This is a genomic window from Paenibacillus xanthanilyticus, from assembly GCF_042682185.1.
GTDB classification, from domain to species: Bacteria; Bacillota; Bacilli; order Paenibacillales; family Paenibacillaceae; genus Paenibacillus_Z; species Paenibacillus_Z xanthanilyticus.
Genome location: NZ_JBHUHA010000001.1, coordinates 2293947 through 2313446 on the forward strand (window position 1 = coordinate 2293947; position 19500 = coordinate 2313446).

Consider the following 19500-nt stretch of genomic DNA (forward strand, 5'->3'; position numbering starts at 1 on the left):
CCTTTCAGACGGAAAGGACGGTAATAAAGTTGCAGTGCAATGATAATTGTCTTTAAAAAAATTTAAGGTTGGGACGGGCATAGTGCCTAATTCCCAACCTTTAGGATATCAGAAAAGTATGCAACCGTATACTCTTAGCTAACTCCGCCCGAACGACGCCCGACCAGGACTACCGTCACATTTACGCGACTTAATATCCGAGCGAAAGCTCAACTTCATTGATCGCAGGATCAAGTCCCTGCGCATATTGCGCCAGATTTGCGGCAAAAATGTCGATGAGCCGGTCTGTGTACCGGTACGTACTGCCCGCGTTATGAGGCGTGACGATAACGTTGTCCATTCCCCACAGCGGATGATCGGCCGGCAGCGGCTCTTCCTCGAATACGTCCAGCCCGGCGCCCGCGAGCTTCCCGGCGGTCAACGCCTCCATCAGGGCCGCGGTATCCGTCGTCTTCCCGCGGCCGATATTAATGTAATATGCGGTCGGTTTCATAACCGCGAAAGCCGCGCGATCCAGAAGATGGTCCGTCTCCGCCGTATGCGGCAGGCAATTCACGACGAAGTCGCTTTCGCGGAGTACTTCATGCAGCCCGTCCATGCCATACATGCGGTCAACGCCCGCGGCGGGCAACCCGGAACGCCGCACGCCGAGTACGTGCATCTGGAATGCCTTCGCGATGCGGGCGGTCTCTTCGCCGATCGCGCCGACCCCGAGAATGCCGATGGTCTTGCCGTGAATCTCCCCAAGCTCGCCGTACGAGCCCCAACTGCGTACTGTCTGACTGCGGATCGCCTTATGCAGATCCCTCGCGAACGCCAGCATGAGTCCGAGGATCGTCTCGGAGATCGGCGCGGCATGAACGCCCGTCGCGTTCGTCAGGCGGATGCCTCTCTCCTTCAAGAGCGCAAGCGGCAAGTGCTCAACGCCCGCTCCCCAGTGCTGAATCCAGCGAATACGGGAAGCCGGATCGGAGACTGCTTCCTCCACCGTGCGGTTCCAGCCGACGACGATCTCCGCTCCATCCAAATGCGCGCGAAGCTTCGCTTGCTCGAACCGTTCTTCGCTCGCGACGACCTCCCAGCCGGGCGCCTGCTCGCGAATTTGCCGCACATGCTTTTCTTTAATAGGATTGACGACTACGATTTTCCCCATACGTTCCATCCTCCTTAAGCCCGCGTTGACTCCCGCCTTCGCCGCATGAAAAAAGAGGCTCGAAAGATCCGTGCGTGCAGCGGATTTCTTGCCTCCAGTGGTCGGGTCGGTTCGGCTATGCGCCTGTCGATGGCTCCAATTAAGTACTGACACTTTAGCACGCCGTATGATAGCCTGTCAATCCAATGCGGCGCTTAGTCTCGTCCGGTAGGACAGCGTGCCGTCCGGCAGCGCCCGCCATTGCACTTCGCCGCCCAAATCGGTCCGCAGCACGGGAATGTCCGCCTCGCTTAACCGCTGCAGAACGCTCGGATGCGGATGACCGTACGTATTGTTGCGTCCTGCCGAAATAACAGCGGTGCCGGGTCTCCAATACGCAAGCCATTCGGGCGCGGTCGAGGTCTTGGAACCATGATGCGAGGCTTTCATGACATCGATGCCGGCTGCCGCATCCGAATCGGCCGCGCTTGAAGCATTACCCTTCTCGAGCTCGGCAATGATGCGCTCCTCCTGGTCGGCGTCGGCATCGCCGGCCAGCAGAAAGGAGCGGCCGTGCAGCCGAACGACCATCGCGACGCTATGGCCGTTCTGTTCTTCGACCATCGGAATTCCGTCCTCCGCCTTGTCGAGACGCGCCGTTCCTTCCACCGTGCCGCCGACGATTCGGATCGACGATGCCGAATCCAGCTGCAGCTCGCTATTCAAGGTCGCCCGATATAACGGTATGTCGAGACGCTCCAGTTCCTGCATGAGCGACGTCGCATCGTCCGATTCCTTCAGCGTGCCGTTCCACAGTACGCCCTTGATGGGCAAGCTGTCGGCGACGGCCTTCAGTCCGCCGATATGGTCGCTGTCCAGATGGGAGATGACCAGCAAATCCAGCTCGTGAACGCCTCGCTTATAGAGCAGCGGCACGACGGTTTTGCGCCCGACCTCATACGGATCGCGCCGCTCCCTCCAGCTTTCGCTTTCCCGACTGAAACGAACGGTTCCGCCGCCGTCGACCAGCACGTGTTTGCCCGAAGCCGTGCGGATCAGTACCGCATCGCCTTGCCCGACATCTAGGAAGCTCACCGCGGCGGATCTGTCGTTCCAATGCGGATTGTACGCCCACCACAGCAGCAAGCCGAATACGACTGCGCCGGCATAGGTTGGCCATCGAACGCTGCGGCTGCCTCTCGATGCAGACCCACCGATGTCCTGGATAGATTGGAGAGATTCCCTATCGGGCGTGAGCGGGATCGTATCGATTCCTTGCGCCGGATGGGAAATGGAGATCGGGGACATTCTGTTCGATCCCCCTTGTGAAGCACGCCAATGTCCGTAACCTTCGGCATCGAGATCATCTACCCCTGCGTGTCTAACGTCTTCGTCATGCGTCTGCAATCGGCATGCTCCTTGAAGCATCGCATACAACGCCAAATAGTAGAGTCCGACCCACCAAATCGGCGGCGTTGCCCAAATTGTCCTGCCAAACGTCCACTCGCCGAGTTGGTCGATGCCCGCGAACGTCGCCGCGTTGGCCGCCCTTGCCGCCGCCGCGAGCAGCATCCCGGCCGGCTGCCAGAGCGAAGCCAGCAGAAGCGAAGCGCCGCCGATCGGCATGACGATAAAGCTGATGAACGGCACGAGCACCAGATTCGCCGGCAGCGACAGCCAATTGAACTGATTGAAGTAATAGATGCTCAACGGGAAGGAGGCCGCCTGCGCTACGACCGTCACCGTCACGGCATCGTACAGCCACCCGAATTTGCCCCCTGACGGCAGGAGCCGCCGCGCCGGCGGCACGAAGACGATCAGCCCCGCCGTCACCAAAAATGAGAGCTGAAACCCGACGTTATAAAGCAGATAAGGATCCCAAATGAGCATGAGCAGCGCTGCGGCGGCGAGCAAATGCAGCCCGTCCTTCAGCTTGCCAAAGCGCGCGGCCGCAAGCCCCAGCATCGCCATTAAGCCTGCCCGCACGACCGAAGGCGAACATCCGGAGAGCAGCACATAGAGCGGCACCATCGCGATAAGCGTCGTCTGCATGCGCTCCCTGGTCAGACGAATGAGCCGCAAGACGATGCTCAGCAAATAGAGGTAAACCGCAACATGAAGGCCGGATATGGCCAAAATATGCGTCAGCCCGAGCTGGCTGAACTGCCGGAAACGATCCGGATCGAGCTCGTCTCCGATGCCAAGCACGAGCCCTTGCATATACCCGCCCTGCTCGCCCGGATATAGCTCGTTCATTTTGGCCGCCATCGCCGATCTCATGCCGTCGACGATCCCCAGCCAAGCTGCCGTCGTGTCTAGTTTCGCGTCGCTAACGATGACGGAGGATGCACCCTGTACGGACGTTATCCAATGAATGCGCTGACGCTTCAAGTAAGCGGCATAATCGAAGCCGCCGAAATTCGTCGCACTAGCAGGCTTGCTTACGATGCCGCTAATCCGCATGCGCTGGCCCCGCTTCCAAGCTCCCGCCGTTCGCAATTCCGATTCTTGCGCCAGCTTCACTTGGACGAGCAGTCGTTCCCCTCCCAGGCTCCGCGTCTGCTTCTCGTTTCGTAGCACGATCTCCTCGGTCCGCAAGGTGAATCGGACGCGGTCGCCATCGATCTCGACGGCCGAGACGAGCATGCCATATGCTTCGGCGGCGAATTCCGGGGTCGATTGCGTCAAATGCATGGCCGAAACATTACCGGCATCTGCCCACATCCGGTGGGCGCCGGCTGCCGCGAAAGCTAACGCGCAGAGGAGCATCACCGATAGTTCCCGGCGGTTAAAGCCGAACAAGGCGGACAGCAGAACCGTCATCCCGATTCCGGTCATGGCAAAGCCGGTCATGGATAGCTCGGCGGCCGCCGCGCTGCCCACGATCCAGCATATCGTAAACCAAACAATAGGACGGTTCATTCGCCGGCCTCCTTTCCTGACGAGACAAGGTGAAACGGCTGCGCCGTCTTCCTATGCAAAAAAGAACCCCTGAATACGCCTGATCGGCGAACATTCAGAGGTTCTTCCTCTTCAATTCCTCTTATGAAATGACGCTCACGCCGCTCTGGGAGGGCGGCTCGTAAGCAGCGAGCCTGCGGAAAGCGATGCCCTTCTGTTCCATCAGGCTCAGCACCTTCTCGCTATCTTTCGGATAAGCCCGATGATAGACGATTTCCTTCACCCCGCTGTTCGCCAGCATGTTGGCGCATGTCCAGCACGGCTGGTCCGTCACGTACACGGTCGAGCCTTCGCGGTCGATCCGGTCGGTGAACAGCAGCAGGTTCTGCTCCGCGTGAATGGTGCGGATGCAGCGCTGCTTTTTGGTTACCTTCTCGGCGCCTTCGACCACCATCAGCTCATATTCTTCCACGATCATGCAGCCTGCCTCCGAGCAATCGGCCACGCCCATGGGCGCGCCGTTGTAGGCGGTCCCGAGGAGCTTCTTCCCTTGTACGAGCAGTGCGCCGACATGCCTGCGCGGACAGCGCGAACGGGTCGATACCATGTAGGCGATGTCCATAAAGTAAGTATCCCAATCCTTGCGCGCCGGGTCTTGGACGAACGTTTCCATCTTGTCTTTCTCCTTCTCTCCGCAGACTGAGCCGCCTGACGTACCCTCGACTCGTGTACGTCGGACTCGCGATGCGGCTTCCCTATCCCGAAATCCGCATCCGCCGGTAATGTTGCCTTCTATTGTCGCATAATTACGGTAAAGCGACAACGTGCGGTTTCAGCTTGGCCAATAATTTCGGCCCGATGCCCTTCACACGAAGCAAATCGTCGGCCGACCCGAAGGGGCCTCCCGCTTCCCGCTCGGCCACGATCGCCTGCGCTTTGGCAGCTCCGATGCCCGGCAGCGCGTCCAGCTCGTTCGCCGCGGCTCGGTTGATGTCGATTTTGCCTTCCTGCGACGCCCCCGATGCGGTAGATGGGCCAGCTGCGGTTCCGGACGCATCCGCAGCGGCTGGATCCTGCGCCTGACTCGCGTGCTCTTCCGTGCGCCGCGCGCCGTCTGCGGCTCCTTGTAAGGCATGCCCAGTCGCGTCTGCGGCTGAACTCGGACCGCCAGCGGACGCTTGTTTCATGACCGCTTCACCGGCCGCATCCGTTGGCCCGCTATTCGTCCCTTTGTCTGTAGAAGCCATTCTGCCGCCGCTCTCCTTGCCGACGTCTTGACCGTTCTGCCGGTCCGCGTTCGATTCCAGCTCATCCAGCGCGGCCCCGACCTCTTCGCTTACATCCGTCCACCCAGCGGGCGGCTGTGCTTTCGTCTCGCCCCAGGCGCCGATCATCAGCCCTGCGCCGATAAGCATCAGGACGATGGTGAACAGATTCGCCTTGCCCTGTTTCGCCAATCGAGGCGTCTTCATCTCTGTCTCTCCTTTGCGATAAATGGTTCTAATTGTAAATCGGCGACATGTTGGCCGGGCCGCTCCGCATACGGTAGTAAGAGCCGCCCATGGGATTTTGGAAAAATGCTGCGTTTCACGTTCGTGAAACCCCTTAGCTTATGCTTTCGATGCTGCGTTTCGCTTACGCGAAACTGAGCTTATGCTTTCGATGCTGCGTTTCGCTTACGCGAAACTGAGCTTATGCTTTCGATGCTGCGTTTCGCTTACGCGAAACGCTTTAGGAGGTCGATTACCATGAACATCGGATTTATCGGAGTCGGGAGCATGGGCAGCCTGCTCATCGACGCTTTCGTTGCGACCGGCGCGTTGGACCCCTCCCAGATTACGGTCAGCAACCGGACGTTCGCCAAAGCTGTATCGCTAGCCGTCCGGCATCCCGGGCTGAACGCCGTGCCCTCGAACGCCGAAGCGGCTTCGGGGCGCGACATTATTTTTCTGTGCGTCAAGCCGCACGAATATAAGAAGGTCATCGACGAGCTGCGCCACGGCCTCCAGCCTCATCAGCTGCTCGTCTCGATCACCAGCCCCGTCCTGATTAAGCAGCTGGAGGATTGCCTCCCCTGCAAAATCGCCAAGGTCATCCCCAGCATCACCAACTATGTGCACCAGGGCGCGACGTTATGTATGTTCGGCACCCGGGTTGAGCCTACCGACCGCAAACGGCTGCTCGATCTGCTGACCTACATTAGCGACCCGCTCGAGATCGAGGAATGCCATACCCGCATCGTCTCCGACCTGTCCAGCTGCGGCCCGGCGTTCATCGCGTTGGTGCTGCAGAAATTTATCGACGCCGCCGTCGAAGAGACCGGCATCGACCGCGCGCAGGCGACGGCGATCGCTAGCGCCATGCTGCATGGCACGGGCAAGCTGCTGACCGAAGGCGAGATGACGCCGGAGCAGCTGCAGCAGCGCGTCGCCGTGCCGGGCGGCATTACGGCCAAGGCGCTAGCATTGCTGCACAAGGAGCTCGAAGGCGTGTTCAACGGGGTCGTCCGTACGACGCATGCCAAATACGAGGAGGATCTCGTCGTCGTGCACGACCTTTTATACGGCAAAGAGGTGAACGGCACCTAACGCATGCTTTGCGTTAAGCTGCCATTCACCTCTTTATCCTTCGACCGCCGCGTTAGTTCGCGACGATATTGACGAGCTTGCCTTTGACCGCGATCACTTTGCGGATCGTCTTGCCCGCGATCGCCTCCGCGACCTTATCGGACTGCTTGGCGAGCTGCTCCATGTCCGCTTCGTTCGTGTCGGCCGCGATCGAGATGCGGTCCATGATTTTACCGTTCACCTGGACGACGATCTCGACTTCGGCGTCGATCGTCCAAGCCTCTTCATACGTCGGCCAAGCGACGTACGTGATCGAGCCTTCTCCGCCGAGCTTCTGCCACAGCTCCTCCGCGATATGCGGTGCGAGCGGCGAGAGCAGCTGGACGAAATGCTCCATCGCTTCCCGAGGAAGGACGTCCGTCTTATACGCTTCATTGACGAAAATCATGAGCTGGCTGATCGCCGTATTGAAGCGCAGGTGCTCGTAATCGTCGGTAATTTTCTTCACGGTGCGGTGCCATACACGCTTGAACGCGTCCGTCGTCTCGCCCGCGCCGATTTTCGCGCTAACCGATCCGTCCTCGTTAATAAACAGACGCCATACGCGGGCCAGGAAGCGGTACATCCCTTCGACCCCGTTCGTGTTCCAAGGCTTCGTCGCCTCCAGCGGACCCATGAACATTTCGTACATCCGGAGCGTATCCGCGCCGAACTCGCCGACGATATCGTCCGGGTTGATGACGTTGCCGCGCGATTTGGACATTTTCTCGTTGTTCGTGCCGAGGATCATGCCTTGGTTGACGAGCTTGTGGAACGGCTCCTTCGTCGCGACCACGCCGAGATCGTACAGCACCTTATGCCAGAAACGCGCGTACAGCAGATGAAGCACGGCATGCTCGGCGCCGCCGATGTACAAGTCGACCGGCAGCCATTCCTTCTGCTTCTCCGGCGAGCAAATTTCTTTGTCGTTGTGCGGATCGATGAAGCGCAGGTAGTACCAGCAGCTGCCGGCCCACTGCGGCATCGTGTTCGTCTCGCGGCGAGCCTTCATGCCCGTCTCCGGATCGACCGTCTCGACCCACTCCGTCACGTTCGCCAGCGGCGATTCGCCTGTGCCCGAAGGTTTGATTTGATCCACGTCCGGCAGCAGCAGCGGCAGCTGGTCTTCCGGAACCGGCTTCATCGTGCCGTCTTCCAGGTGCAGGATCGGAATCGGCTCGCCCCAATAGCGCTGGCGGCTGAACAGCCAGTCGCGAAGGCGGTAAGTGACTTTGCCTTTGCCGCTGCCGGAGGCTTCCAGCTTCTCGATCATCGCCGCGATGGCTGCTTCGTTGTTCAAGCCGTCCAGGAAGTCCGAGTTGACGTGCGGACCGTCGCCTGCATAGGCTTCATTCTCGACATCTCCGCCTTGGACAACCTCCACGATCGGCAGGTCGAACTGCTTCGCGAACTCCCAGTCGCGCTGGTCGTGGCCCGGAACCGCCATGATCGCGCCCGTGCCGTAGCCGGCCAAGACGTAATCCGCGATCCAGATCGGCACCTTCGCGCCGCTAACCGGGTTAACCGCGTACGCGCCTGTGAACACGCCCGACTTCTCTTTCGCCAGATCGGTCCGCTCCAGATCGCTCTTGTGCGATGCCTTCTCCTGGTACGCCTTCACCGCATCCGACTGTTCGGCCGTCGTAATCTTCGCGACGAGCTCATGCTCCGGCGCGAGCACGCAGTACGTGGCTCCGAACAGCGTATCCGGACGCGTCGTGAACACGACGAGCGCATCCTCTTGTCCGTCGATGGCGAACGTGACTTCCGCCCCTTTGGATTTGCCGATCCAGTTGCGCTGCATATCCTTGATGCTCTCCGACCAGTCCAGCTCTTCCAGATCGTCCAGCAGGCGGTCGGCATATTCGGTAATCTTCAGCACCCACTGGCGCATCGGCTTGCGGATAACCGGATGGTTGCCGCGCTCGCTAAGGCCGTTGATGACCTCTTCGTTCGCGAGCACCGTCCCGAGCGCCGGACACCAGTTGACCGGAACTTCGGCCACGTAGGCGAGACCTTTCTTGTACAGCTGGATGAAAATCCACTGCGTCCACTTGTAATAGTCCGGGTCGGTCGTGCTGAACTCGCGGTCCCAGTCGTACGAGAAGCCGAGCGATTTGATCTGGCGGCGGAAGTTGTTGATGTTCTTTACCGTAATATCGCGCGGATGTTCGCCCGTATCAAGGGCGTGCTGCTCGGCCGGAAGACCGAACGCGTCCCAGCCCATCGGATGCAGGACGTTGTAGCCGCGCATCCGCTTATAGCGGGAGACGATATCGGTCGCCGTGTAGCCTTCCGGATGCCCGACGTGAAGGCCCGCGCCGGACGGATAAGGGAACATATCGAGGGCGTAAAATTTCGGTTTGCCCGCGTCCTCGGTCGTTGCGAATGTTTTGTTCTCATCCCAGAACTTCTGCCATTTTGGCTCGATAGACTGGGGATTGTAGCCTTGCGGCTCTTGGCGTTCTTGTGCCATGACTAGTCCCTCCTGATCAACATAAAAAACCTCCCGCCCAAGCGTATAACGCTAGGGACGAGAGGTTGAAATTCCCGTGGTACCACCCTAGTTAGCGGTTCGGCCCGAAGGCGTCCCGCTCACTCGACATCTTTAACGCAGATGATACGGCATGCTTCGTCAGTCGCCGCGAACGAACGGCTGAATGCGCATGCGGCTCCAAGGCGAGTTCGCTCCTCTGCTGGTACGGCTTCCACCACCCGCCGTCTCTCTGAACCAGCCGTGTACGAAGCTACTGCTCCTTATCGACGCCCATTACATAAAAATGGTTAGTTCGATTATAAAGAAGCAACGGCTTGCCTGTCAAGTTACGATGACTTTCGAGGTCGATCGAGGTCGCAATCGCCCCGCAACGCGATGCCATGCTTATTTCACGCACACGAAGAACAGCCGCTCGCTCCCCGGATTAGGCGCTTCAAATGCGAAGTCCGCGTAACAGTCGACCTTGCTGAATCCCGCCTCGTACAGCGCGTCCTGCAGCCAATGCCGGTCGTACGCGCGCTGGACATGCGTCTCCTCGATGCGGACGTATTTGGCATCCTCCGCCTCTGCGTCCCGCGCGAAAATGGTCAGCTGATGCTCGATCTCCAACCGATCCTCGTCATAGCTGCTTGTCCAAATGTACGCCACGTCCCGCTCGTCCAACGTGAACGGCTGCTCCTCGGCGTAGCGCTCGAGCTGGCTCGGCGCGTGCACGTCAAACAGAAAAGTGCCGCCCGGCTTGAGCGCCGCCCACGTCGCCCGGAACGCAGCCTCCACGTCCGCCGGCTCCGTCAAATAATTCACGCAGTCGCAAAAGGATATCGCGGCGTCAACCGGCTCCGGCACCTCCCATTCGCGCATGTCCTGCTGCAGCCATTGGATGGAGCCGGCGTCTGCGGGCAGCGCACGCTGAGGCAGCGACTCCCACTTGGCCCGGCCGACCGTCAGCATATCCGCGGCCAGGTCGATTGCATACACCTGCTTGCCAGCCTGCGCCAGCGGGATCGCGATGCTGCCCGTCCCGCAGCCTAAGTCCGCCACGACTTTCGGCTCGCCCAGCTTGCTCCAAGCCTCGCTCGCGAACCGGATCCAGTCGGGATACGGCATGTCTTCCATTAACCGGTCGTAAACGAACGCAAATTGCCCATAAGCCTGCATCATGTTCTCTCCTACTTCATCTTGATCGCTCCATTATAGCACTGCGAAGGACGGAATTGCATACAGCCTCTTCCTTGGTTCATCGCGCAAAAAAGCCGGCAAGCCCTCTCGGACTTCCCGGCTCCATGTCGGATACCTGTTAATTCTCCGCTTGCTGTGGGGCTTCGGCGTTGAGCTTCGTCCAGTTGCCTTCCTGCGTGACGATCCCTTCGCGCATCAGCTTGCCGATCGCGCGCTTGAACGCCGACTTGCTAATGCCGAACTTCTGCTTGATGACGTCGGCCGGCGTCTCGTCCGAATACGGCATCGACCCTGCCGGACGCGACTTCAGAAAATCCAGAATCCGGTCAGCGTCTTCCACGCGGCCGACTTCCTTGCGCTGCGACATCGACAGGTTCACGCGGCCGTCCTCGCGGACGAACGTCACGCGGGCGCGAACGCGCTCGCCCATGCGCAGCGGTTGGGTGCGGTCTTCGGCGGGAATGAACCCATAGGCGCCGAAGCCGAGCACGCCCCCGTCGATCAGCACGAACGAACCGATCTTCAGCGTCTTCGTCACCCAGCCTTCCACCCAGTTGTTCTTCCACGATTCCGGCGCGCGGAACGTGAGGGCGGACAAATCTTCCTCCGTCGCGACATTCGCGACAAGTCGTCCGATTTTGTCATGCGTCAGCTTCACGAATACCTCGTCGCCCGGCTGTGGACGAAGCGTCTTCAGCTCCGGCTGCTCGGAGAGCGGCAGCAGCAGCTGCCGGCCAAGGCCGATCTCCAGGAACGCGCCGATGCGCGGGTGCGTGTCCGCAACCACGAGCCGCGCGATCTCGCCGAGTGTGATGAGCGGCTTGCGCATCGTGGCCGCAATGCGGTCCTCCGTGTCATAGAACAGGAATACCTCGAGCTCCGCATCCGGCTTCGGCTTTTTGCCGACCAGCTCCGTGTAGTGCAGCAGCACTTCGCTTGTCCCATCTGTCAAAAAATAGCCGAAGGGCGACACTTCGCGTGCCACCCTTAATTTCGCGAACTCTCCCGCGACGAACGTCATGCGAATTCCACAACCTTCGCGTCAGACCAGAGCCGTTCGATGTTGTAATATTCGCGCTCGTCGCGATGGAACACGTGCACGACGACGTCGCCGACGTCGACCAGCACCCAGCGCCCTGCGTCCGCGCCTTCAATGCCTCGCAATTGCACGCCTTTCTCTTGCGCCCGCTTGCGAATCTCGGTCGTGATCGCCTGAACCTGCGTGTCCGAATTACCGTGGCAGATGACGAAATAGTCCGCCACCAGCGAAATGCCTTTCAAATCCAGCGCCACGATTTGGTGCGCTTTCTTGTCTTCCGCCGCCGCGACGACGATTCGCATCAATTCATCCGCGTTTACTGTCATAGCTCAGCCTCCTGTAATTGTAAGATCAAATCATTGCGCGCGGCCACCGTCAGCGGGAAAATCCGCTTCCCTTGGGCCAGCAAATACGAAATCGTCGAATCGAATCCGGCAATCAGCGCTTTCTCAACACTATGCTCGGCTAATTCGCGAATTTTATGCACGCCGGGGAAATCCCGGCCGGGTTCCATATAATCGGCCAAACAGACGATCTTATCCAACAGCGTCATCCGCTCGCGCCCGGACGTATGATAGCGGATCGCATCGAGCACCTCGATGTCGGCGATGCCGTAATCCCGCTCCGCGACGAACGCGCCGACGGGCGCATGCCACAATTCCTTGTCGAACCGCAGCAGCTCTTCCGGCATGCCTTGCTCCCGGATGATCGCCTCCATCTTGGATGTCGGCCAATATTTGGCGACGTCGTGCAGGATGGCGGCTTGATCCGCTTGGTCCGGATCCGCGCCGAACCGTTTGGCCAAGATGACCGCCGTCTCCATTACGCCGAGCGTATGGGTCCAGCGCTTCGCCGGCATCTCCGCGCTTACCTTTTCCATCATCGTATTACGATTCATAGAGACCGTTCCTTTGGATATAAAAATAGACGCTATCCGGCACGTAATACCGGATCGACAAGCCCGACACCGCCCGCGCGCGAATGACCGTGGACGAAATCTCGATGTGCGGCATCCTCGCGAACTCGACGCGCCCCTGCAAGAACGCGGGCAGCGCCGACGAGTCTGGCAGCGGCTGGCCCGGTCGCTCCAGCCCGATAAACCGGACCCTTGCGGCGAGCTCCTCAATCCGGTGCCACTTCGCCAGGTCGTTCACCCGGTCGGAGCCGATAATATAGGCGAACTCGTGCTGCGGATGCCGCGTCACAAGCTCCGTGGCCGTATCGATGGAGTAGCTGACGCCACCGCGCTTAAGCTCCATATCCAGGACGCGGAACCGCGGTTCCGGCTCGGTCGCAAGCATCGTCATCTCCAGCCTGGCAAGTCCGTCCGCTCCCGGCTCATGATCCTTCAGTGGAGGCGCGTAAGAGGGCACGAACCATACTTCGTCGAGCCCTGCGGCCTCCAGCGCGGTCTGCGCGGCTATCAAATGGCCGACATGGATCGGATCGAACGTGCCGCCCATAATGCCGACTTTCAACATGTTCGGTTAGCCTCCCTAGCGAAGCGGCGCTCGCCCTTGCAAACGCGCCTAGTCAAGCTTATGGCAGCTCGATCGTTTTATTCTCTTTGGATTCTTTGTAAAGGACGATCGTCTTGCCGATGACCTGTACGAGCTCCGCGCCCGCTTCGTCCGCGATCCATTGGCCAACTTCCTTCGGATCTTCGGTCGAGTTGTTGAGCACCGATACTTTGATCAGCTCGCGCACTTCGATCGCTTCGGCGACGTGACGCACCAAATTGTCGTTGGCGCCGCCCTTGCCTACTTGGAAAATCGGGTTAAGATGGTGCGCCTGCGAGCGCAAGAAACGCTTCTGTTTGCCTGTCAACATGTGCTGGATTCCTTCTTTCCGTTAATAAAAGCTTGCTTCTGCCTAGCCGGTCGCGGTTGCGCCCAGCGCGTCGAGCACGGCCTCGCGCATCGCCGCCACCGGCGCGTCCACGCCCGTCCAATATTCGAACGCGTAGGCCCCTTGATAAATAAACATGCCCAGTCCGCCGTGAAATCGCAGCCCCCGCTCCTGCGCCTCCGCCAGAAACTTCGTCTTCAGCGGATTGTAGATGAGGTCGCTCGCGATGGCTCCCGGCCGCAGCCAAGCCGCTTCGACCGGCGATTCGTCCGTATTCGGGAACATGCCGATCGACGTCGTATTAATGACGATATCCGCCTCGCCGCACAGGGCCGGCAGCCGATCGAGCGCGGCGGTTCGGATATCGGCGCGCCCGTGAAACAGCTCCGCCAACTCCTCGGCGCGGGCGGCCGTCCGGTTGGCCACCGTCACATCGCGGACGCCTTCCTTGGTCAGCGCGTACAGAATGCCGCGCGTCGCGCCTCCCGCTCCGACGATCAGCACCCGTTTGCCGGCCAGATCGGGCTCCGCTTCTTCCTTGAGCGAACGCACGTAACCCAATCCGTCGGTGTTGTAGCCGGTCAGCTTACCCTCGTCGTTGACAATCGTATTGACTGCTCCGATGATCTGCGCGCTCTCGTCGATCGCGTCTAGATGATCCATAATATCAAGCTTGTGCGGGATGGTGACGTTAACCCCGCGGATGCCCATTGCGCGAACCCCCGCGGCGAAATCGCCTAGCCGGTCGCTTGTGACGTGAAAGGCCGTATATACGCCGTTCAGCCCGGTCTCTCGGAAAGCCCGGTTCATCATGACCGGCGACTTGGAGTGCCGGATCGGATCCCCGATCACGCTATACAGCACCGTATGGCTGTCGACGGCATTGCCGCCGGCAGCGGCTTTCGCTTCGTTCCCCAACAAATCCGTTCACGCTCCCATGCGTTAATAAGAATGCCGAACTTTGACGTAACCCCGCGCTAGATCAACGCGTCGCGAAGCATGACGCGGACGCCCTTCGGCGCGTGGACGTCGATGAGCGCGCCCACCTGGCTGTTCACGTGAATCCAGCCGAGCCCGGAGATGAACACGTCCACCTCGGCGCCGCGTTTGACGCTCAGGCGATGCCTCGTCCATGCGGGCATCTCCTCGAGCTGCTCCGCGGTTGGCGGCGCCAGCAGGACCCCTTTATGCTCCGCGAACAGCTCGTCCGCCCGCTCCAGCTTCGTCCGGTGCAGGTTCAAGCCGCTGGCGACGTAGAACGTGAACGACTGTCGATCACCTTCGACGAAATCGAACCGGGCCAGCGCGCCGATGAACAGCGTCTGCTGCGCGTTAAGCTGATAAACGACCGGCTTGATTTCTTTCTCGGGCAGAACCGCCTGGAGCACGTTCCGCGGTACGATCTCGGTCATCCGGTGCTGGTAAACGATACCCGGGGTATCGATTATATCGTGTCCGTCATCGAGCGGGATATGAACGGCGTCGAGCGTCGTCCCCGGATACCGGGACGTGGTCAGCTCGCGCTCCAGATCGGAATAGTCGCGGATAAGCCGATTAATCAGCGTCGACTTGCCGACGTTCGTGGCGCCGACGACGTAGACGTCCCGGTCGCCCCGGTGCTTCGCGAGCGATTCGATGACGTATTCGAAACCGGTGCCGCGCTTGGCGCTGCACAAGATGATGTCCATCAGCTTGATACCCTGCGCCTTGGCCTGCTTCTGCACCCAGTTGCGCAGCCGGTTCGTATTGATGCCTCTAGGGAGCAAATCGATCTTGTTCACGACGAGCAGCACCGGATTGTTCCCGACGAAGCGCTGCAGGCCGGGAATAATGCTGCCCTCGAAGTCGAACAGATCGACGATATGCACAACAAGGCTGTCCGTAGCGGCGATGCCGCCAAGCAGCCTTAGGAAGTCGTCTTGATCGATCGCGACCGAAGCCGCCTCGTTGTAATTCTTGATGCGGAAGCAGCGCTGGCAGATGACAGGCTCCTTCTGGAGCGCGGCTTCCGGCACGTAGCCTGGTTGGCTCGGCGTCTGCGTTTGCAGGGTTACGCCGCATCCGGCGCATCTGCTTGTTTCTTGTTGCAATTTCGTCACTTGCGATCCTCCTCGGGCCATAGCCCTTTTTTGCGCAGCCTGGATAGCGCAACCCGCTCGAGCAAGCGGTTGAAACGCGTCATAATGCCCTCGTCGGCGGGCGATATCGCATGCACGAGGATCGTATACAATCCCATTCGCTTGCCCCCCAGCACGTCGGTCATCATCTGGTCGCCGATGACGGCCGTCTGTGCGGCCGGCAAATCCAGCACCGCGAGCGCGGACTTGAACGCGCGGTTCCACGGCTTGCGGGCGGCGTGAATGAACGGAATGTTCAGCGGCACCGCGAATTTCGACACGCGCGTTTCGTTGTTGTTCGAGACAATGACGACCTTGAAGCCCAAGTCGCGGACGACGTCCAGCCACTTGACCAACTCCGGCGTGGCCAGCGGCTCTTTGGCGCCGACCAGCGTATTGTCCAGGTCCGTAATAATGCCTTTCATGCCCTGTTCCTTCAGCGCATGGAGATCAATATCGTATATGGTTTTGACGCGCATATGCGGCAACAGCCGTTCAAACATGGTTTCGACTCCCCTGCTATCGCTATACCCGAAACTATACCATACAACCGGAAGAGCATGCAAAACTTGTCTGCCCGCCCGCAAGCCCCGCAGTCAGACGCGAAGAACCTCCCTTGCGCAACCGCGGCAAGGGAGGTTCGGACGTGGTCCGTGGCTAAGCGATTCAGCCCGGACGCGATTGCTACATTATTAAGAAGACAAACGCTCGCGAATGGCCTTCGCGTCCTGCTCGAAGCGGGACACGTCTTCCTCCGACAGCGTCGCCCGGCTGTATTTCGCCTTCTCGAACGCGTGCTGCACGCGTCTGAACTCGGGCTGCAAGCTCGAGAAGCGGGACGACCACCGGTCGATGGTCTCGCGCAGCGTCTCGTGCTCGATGCGGTCGTATCCTTTGCGGCGGCAAAAGCGAAGCAGCCGCTCCGTCTCGCGGACGACGCGCTCGTTGGCGTTCTTGTAGCGAACCGCCCGGGCAGGCCATAGCGGCAGCGACTGGCGGAAGCGGAACAGGAAGAACGCGGCTGCCGCGACCAGCACGACGGCGCCAGCGATCATCGCCACCGTTACCCATGGGGAAGTACCCGCCGCTTCCGGAGCCGTTACGGTCGGCGAAGCCTCCAGATCGGCGGGCAGCTCGACCGGCGCCGGTTCAGGCGCGTCTTCCGGCAGCGCGTACGGATAGCTAAAGCCGGTCGTCGGCTCGAATGGCAGCCAGCCGTAGCCGGGAAAATACACCTCGACCCAGGAATGCGCGTCGGAGTTGCGCACCACATACGTGCCTTCGCCCTCTGGATTGATGAATTCCATCTCTTCCCCGCGGAAGCCGGCCATCGAAGGATCGACCGGCAGCGTGCCCGGCGAATAGCCTTTGACCCAGCGTGCGGGAATGCCGAGCGTGCGGACCATGACCGCCATCGACGTCGAGAAGTAGTCGCAGTAGCCCTCCTCCATCTGGAACAGGAAGCCATCGACCAGATCTTCGCTCGTCCGGTTGGTCAGATCCGGCTCATTATTGTAGGTATAATTGTTCTGCAGATACGCCTCGATCGCCTTGACCTTATCGTAGGCCGAAGTCTGATCGCGCGTAATGTCCGCCGCCAGCGTACGGACTCGCTCCGGCAGCGTGTTCGGCAGCTGCAGGTACATGGCGCCGACGCTGCCGTCGCCCTCGCCCGCAGGCACATTCCGGAGCGCCGCCTCGTCAAGCAAGGCCACGTCCGATACGATGGAATACGTCTGCGGATATTGAATCGTCTCCGTTCTGCCGATCAGACGAAGCTCCCATGACTGCGGCAGCCAGCGAAGACGCGGCAGCGGCTTGCCTTCCTCCTCGACCATGACGACGGAAGAGATCGGACCTGCGCCGAAGAGCACCGGAAACTTGTCTTCGCGCAGCATCGTGACCGTCTGGGAGACCTGGGTCGTCTTGATCCCTTCCGGCTGCCCGCTTTCGAGCTGCTGCTCGGCCTTGATGCCGGTGACGGTCGACTCCTCGCGTTCGTCCCTGGCATCCTCCCAGCCTTTGCCCGTATAGAGCGCCTTCGTCTCCCCGCGCCAATAACTGCGCTGGTTCGTCGTCACTTCCATTACGGGCGAGTAGTCGAACGTAAAGCCGCTGCCAAGCGCAGTGTCATTGCGGCCATAGCCGGAGCGGCTGTCGCCTTTCTTGGCAACCGTCTCGATGCCGATCTTGTCGCCGATCATGGAGGGAACCGCTTCGCCCCGCGATTCTTTCCAGGCCGTATACGGATCCTTCACGATCGGATCGATCGAGGGCACGAATACGCCTGCGCCCATGACGATCGCGATGACCAGGACGACGGAGGCGACCAGGCCAAGCGGATAGCTCAGCAGGTCGTGCCAGCTCTCCGGATGCTTCTGCCTGAACTGCTCGAAGTGGCTGGCGACCAGCCAGAGCAGACCGATCATAATGATCAGCGCCACTTCCTGCCACAGGAAGATCGGCGTGAACAAAGAATCGATGACCGATAGGGACAGCAGGGCGGCGCCGACCACGGTAATGAGACCGGATTTCCGCTTGCTGAGCACGACCGAAGCCAGCACGATCAGCCATACGCCGAGACTGATCCAGAAAAATGGAAACAGCGGCGCGATCAGATCGGATAACCATGCCTGAACCCGGCCCGGGCCGAATTCCTTCGGATACACCGCAAACCAGCGGAAATCGGTGAACGCTAGATTAACGACGACCAGGGCAAGCGCTTGCAGCGCAATCGCCAGCCTTCTCCCTGGAACAGCCAAAGCGATAAGCGAGGTCGCCACCAGCTGTCCGTAAATAACGGCGAACGTCTCCTCCCACCACCAGTCGCCGAAACATTGCACCCATAAGGCGATGATTCCGGCCGCGAACAAGTAAGAAAGCCGCTCGAATCCGTTGGCGATCAAATACGAAGCGATGCGGCGCGGCGAAGTTCTCATTGGCTACCTCCTTCCAGCACGGCGGGCAGCTCCTGCAGGCTGGCGACGGAATAGACGCCAAACCCGCTGCGGCGCAGCAGCCTCAGCCATTCCGTGTTCATGCCTTGGGTGCTTTCTTTGCCCCGGATATGGATCAGCAGCGGCACGATGCCCCGCCGGTTCAGCCACTCCATCGCGCGCACGGTCTCTTCGCCGCCCTGAGGCGAGACGATCACCGCGAACGAGCCGTGCGGCAGCATCGCGTCCGCTTGGCGAAGCGTCCGATACAGCGGCGTCGCGCCGTCCGGCTGGACGCGCACGAAATGATTCATCATCAGCTCCAGCTGATCGGGAGACGCTTTGGCCGAGAAGCCTTCCTTTGCGGCGCCCGCCGACAACAATCCGATCGACGTCGAGCTGCGGAAGGAAAATTGCGCAATGGAGGCAACGACCGATACGGCCAGCTCGAACTCGTCGCCGCTCGCATAAGCGCCCGCATAACGGTCCAGGACGAACACCGTGCGCGGCAGCGACTCCCGCTCGAACTCCTTGGACTTCCACTGCCCCGTACGAGCAGTCGCGTTCCAATGAATGCGGGACAGCCGATCGCCGTAAATATACTCGCGCACGCCGTTGATCTGCGTCGTCTCCTTGGCGGCGCGCTGGGTCGCCGACGTCGAGTATGGCCCCTTGGCCCCGGTGCGCAGCTGCGGCCAATAGCGAATCGGCACCGTCTGCGGATAGACGCTGAACGGCTCGGCGTTCACGAAGCTCCCCGAATGCTCGAACAAGCCGAATATATCGCAGGTGGAGCAGACGGTCGGCGCGAAGCGGTAAATGCCTCTCTCCAGCGGGGGCGTCGTGTAGGAGACTTCGCCCATCCGTTTGTAATTGGGCACGAACGAAGCTTCGAAAGGCAGCTCCGATCCGTTCTGGCGAACGAGCCGATCGCGGACGAGCACGTAGGGCGCCGGCCAGAAGCCCGGCAGCTGCACCGCTAGACTGACCTCGACTCTGGAGCCGGCCGACAACACCCGCTCCCCGCCCGCGAATTGACCGCCGAACTGGAGCTTCCGCTCGCCGACCACGCTGCCGATTCCGCTGAACCGGCCGAGCAGCAAATACGCCAACAGCACATTGAAAATACAAAACAACATCAGCGACGTCTTCCCGCCTTGAAAGAGCAGGAAAAGCAGCGAAAAGACGTACAGCAGACCGATGACCCGCCATCGGGTGAGCGCGCGGCTAAAGGTCAGCATGCGC

The 19500-nt window shown here is 60.3% G+C and carries 17 protein-coding genes and 1 other annotated feature; of the genes, 1 reads left to right on the forward strand and 16 read right to left on the reverse strand.

Annotated features, from left to right (window positions below):
- Positions 1–190: 190 nt before the first annotated feature.
- The 4 genes from ACFSKT_RS09810 to ACFSKT_RS09825 all read right to left on the reverse strand — a co-directional run bounded on the left by ACFSKT_RS09810 (position 191) and on the right by ACFSKT_RS09825 (position 5505).
- On the reverse strand, positions 191–1153 hold the full coding sequence (locus tag ACFSKT_RS09810; RefSeq protein ID WP_377722555.1) for a D-2-hydroxyacid dehydrogenase: 963 nt from the start codon (positions 1151–1153) through the stop codon (positions 191–193).
- Positions 1154–1330: 177 nt separating this feature from the next.
- Positions 1331–4054 carry a ComEC/Rec2 family competence protein gene (locus tag ACFSKT_RS09815; RefSeq protein WP_377722556.1) on the reverse strand — a complete coding sequence of 908 codons (2724 nt, stop codon included), beginning with the start codon at positions 4052–4054 and terminating at the stop codon, positions 1331–1333.
- A gap of 121 nt (positions 4055–4175) precedes the next feature.
- The gene (locus tag ACFSKT_RS09820; RefSeq protein WP_377722557.1) at positions 4176–4706 is read right to left on the reverse strand and encodes a deoxycytidylate deaminase; all 531 of its coding nucleotides are present in this window, start codon (positions 4704–4706) and stop codon (positions 4176–4178) included.
- 133 nt (positions 4707–4839) lie between these two features.
- Positions 4840–5505 carry a ComEA family DNA-binding protein gene (locus ACFSKT_RS09825; RefSeq protein WP_377722558.1) on the reverse strand — a complete coding sequence of 222 codons (666 nt, stop codon included), beginning with the start codon at positions 5503–5505 and terminating at the stop codon, positions 4840–4842.
- A gap of 231 nt (positions 5506–5736) precedes the next feature.
- On the opposite strand from ACFSKT_RS09825, the gene comER reads away from it, so the two are divergent.
- Positions 5737–6621 (forward strand): late competence protein ComER, encoded by an 885-nt coding sequence (gene comER / locus ACFSKT_RS09830; protein ID WP_377722559.1) that lies wholly within the window; start codon positions 5737–5739, stop codon positions 6619–6621.
- A 52-nt stretch (positions 6622–6673) separates the two neighbouring features.
- On the opposite strand, the gene leuS is transcribed toward comER, so the two are convergent.
- The 12 genes from leuS to ACFSKT_RS09890 all read right to left on the reverse strand — a co-directional run bounded on the left by leuS (position 6674) and on the right by ACFSKT_RS09890 (position 19496).
- Entirely contained in the window at positions 6674–9115 is a 2442-nt protein-coding gene (gene leuS, locus ACFSKT_RS09835) for a leucine--tRNA ligase (RefSeq protein WP_377722560.1), read from the reverse strand.
- A gap of 50 nt (positions 9116–9165) precedes the next feature.
- Positions 9166–9412: a binding site (T-box leader), on the reverse strand.
- Positions 9413–9520: 108 nt separating this feature from the next.
- Positions 9521–10294, reverse strand: coding sequence for a class I SAM-dependent DNA methyltransferase (locus ACFSKT_RS09840; protein ID WP_377722870.1), 774 nt, complete (start codon positions 10292–10294; stop codon positions 9521–9523).
- A 139-nt stretch (positions 10295–10433) separates the two neighbouring features.
- Entirely contained in the window at positions 10434–11336 is a 903-nt protein-coding gene (locus ACFSKT_RS09845) for a CvfB family protein (protein ID WP_377722561.1), read from the reverse strand.
- Positions 11333–11680: a ribosome silencing factor gene (gene rsfS, locus ACFSKT_RS09850; protein ID WP_377722562.1), complete on the reverse strand. Its 348-nt coding sequence runs from the start codon at positions 11678–11680 to the stop codon at positions 11333–11335. Before rsfS ends, ACFSKT_RS09845 begins: the two co-directional genes overlap by 4 nt.
- The gene (gene yqeK, locus ACFSKT_RS09855; protein ID WP_377722563.1) at positions 11677–12252 is read right to left on the reverse strand and encodes a bis(5'-nucleosyl)-tetraphosphatase (symmetrical) YqeK; all 576 of its coding nucleotides are present in this window, start codon (positions 12250–12252) and stop codon (positions 11677–11679) included. The genes rsfS and yqeK overlap by 4 nt, the downstream gene beginning before the upstream one ends.
- Complete coding sequence (gene nadD, locus ACFSKT_RS09860) at positions 12242–12832, reverse strand: nicotinate-nucleotide adenylyltransferase (protein WP_377722871.1); 591 nt, start codon at positions 12830–12832, stop codon at positions 12242–12244. Before nadD ends, yqeK begins: the two co-directional genes overlap by 11 nt.
- 61 nt (positions 12833–12893) lie before the next feature.
- Positions 12894–13184, reverse strand: a complete 291-nt coding sequence (gene yhbY, locus ACFSKT_RS09865) for a ribosome assembly RNA-binding protein YhbY (protein WP_377722564.1) — start codon at positions 13182–13184, stop codon at positions 12894–12896.
- A gap of 42 nt (positions 13185–13226) precedes the next feature.
- Positions 13227–14123 (reverse strand): shikimate dehydrogenase, encoded by an 897-nt coding sequence (aroE, locus tag ACFSKT_RS09870; protein WP_377722565.1) that lies wholly within the window; start codon positions 14121–14123, stop codon positions 13227–13229.
- A gap of 56 nt (positions 14124–14179) precedes the next feature.
- Positions 14180–15301, reverse strand: a complete 1122-nt coding sequence (gene yqeH, locus ACFSKT_RS09875; protein ID WP_377722566.1) for a ribosome biogenesis GTPase YqeH — start codon at positions 15299–15301, stop codon at positions 14180–14182.
- Entirely contained in the window at positions 15298–15885 is a 588-nt protein-coding gene (locus ACFSKT_RS09880) for a YqeG family HAD IIIA-type phosphatase (protein ID WP_377722567.1), read from the reverse strand. Before ACFSKT_RS09880 ends, yqeH begins: the two co-directional genes overlap by 4 nt.
- Before the next feature lie 126 nt (positions 15886–16011).
- On the reverse strand, positions 16012–18258 hold the full coding sequence (locus ACFSKT_RS09885; RefSeq protein ID WP_377722568.1) for a transglutaminase TgpA family protein: 2247 nt from the start codon (positions 18256–18258) through the stop codon (positions 16012–16014).
- Positions 18255–19496, reverse strand: a complete 1242-nt coding sequence (locus ACFSKT_RS09890) for a DUF58 domain-containing protein (protein WP_377722569.1) — start codon at positions 19494–19496, stop codon at positions 18255–18257. Before ACFSKT_RS09890 ends, ACFSKT_RS09885 begins: the two co-directional genes overlap by 4 nt.
- Positions 19497–19500: the final 4 nt, after the last annotated feature.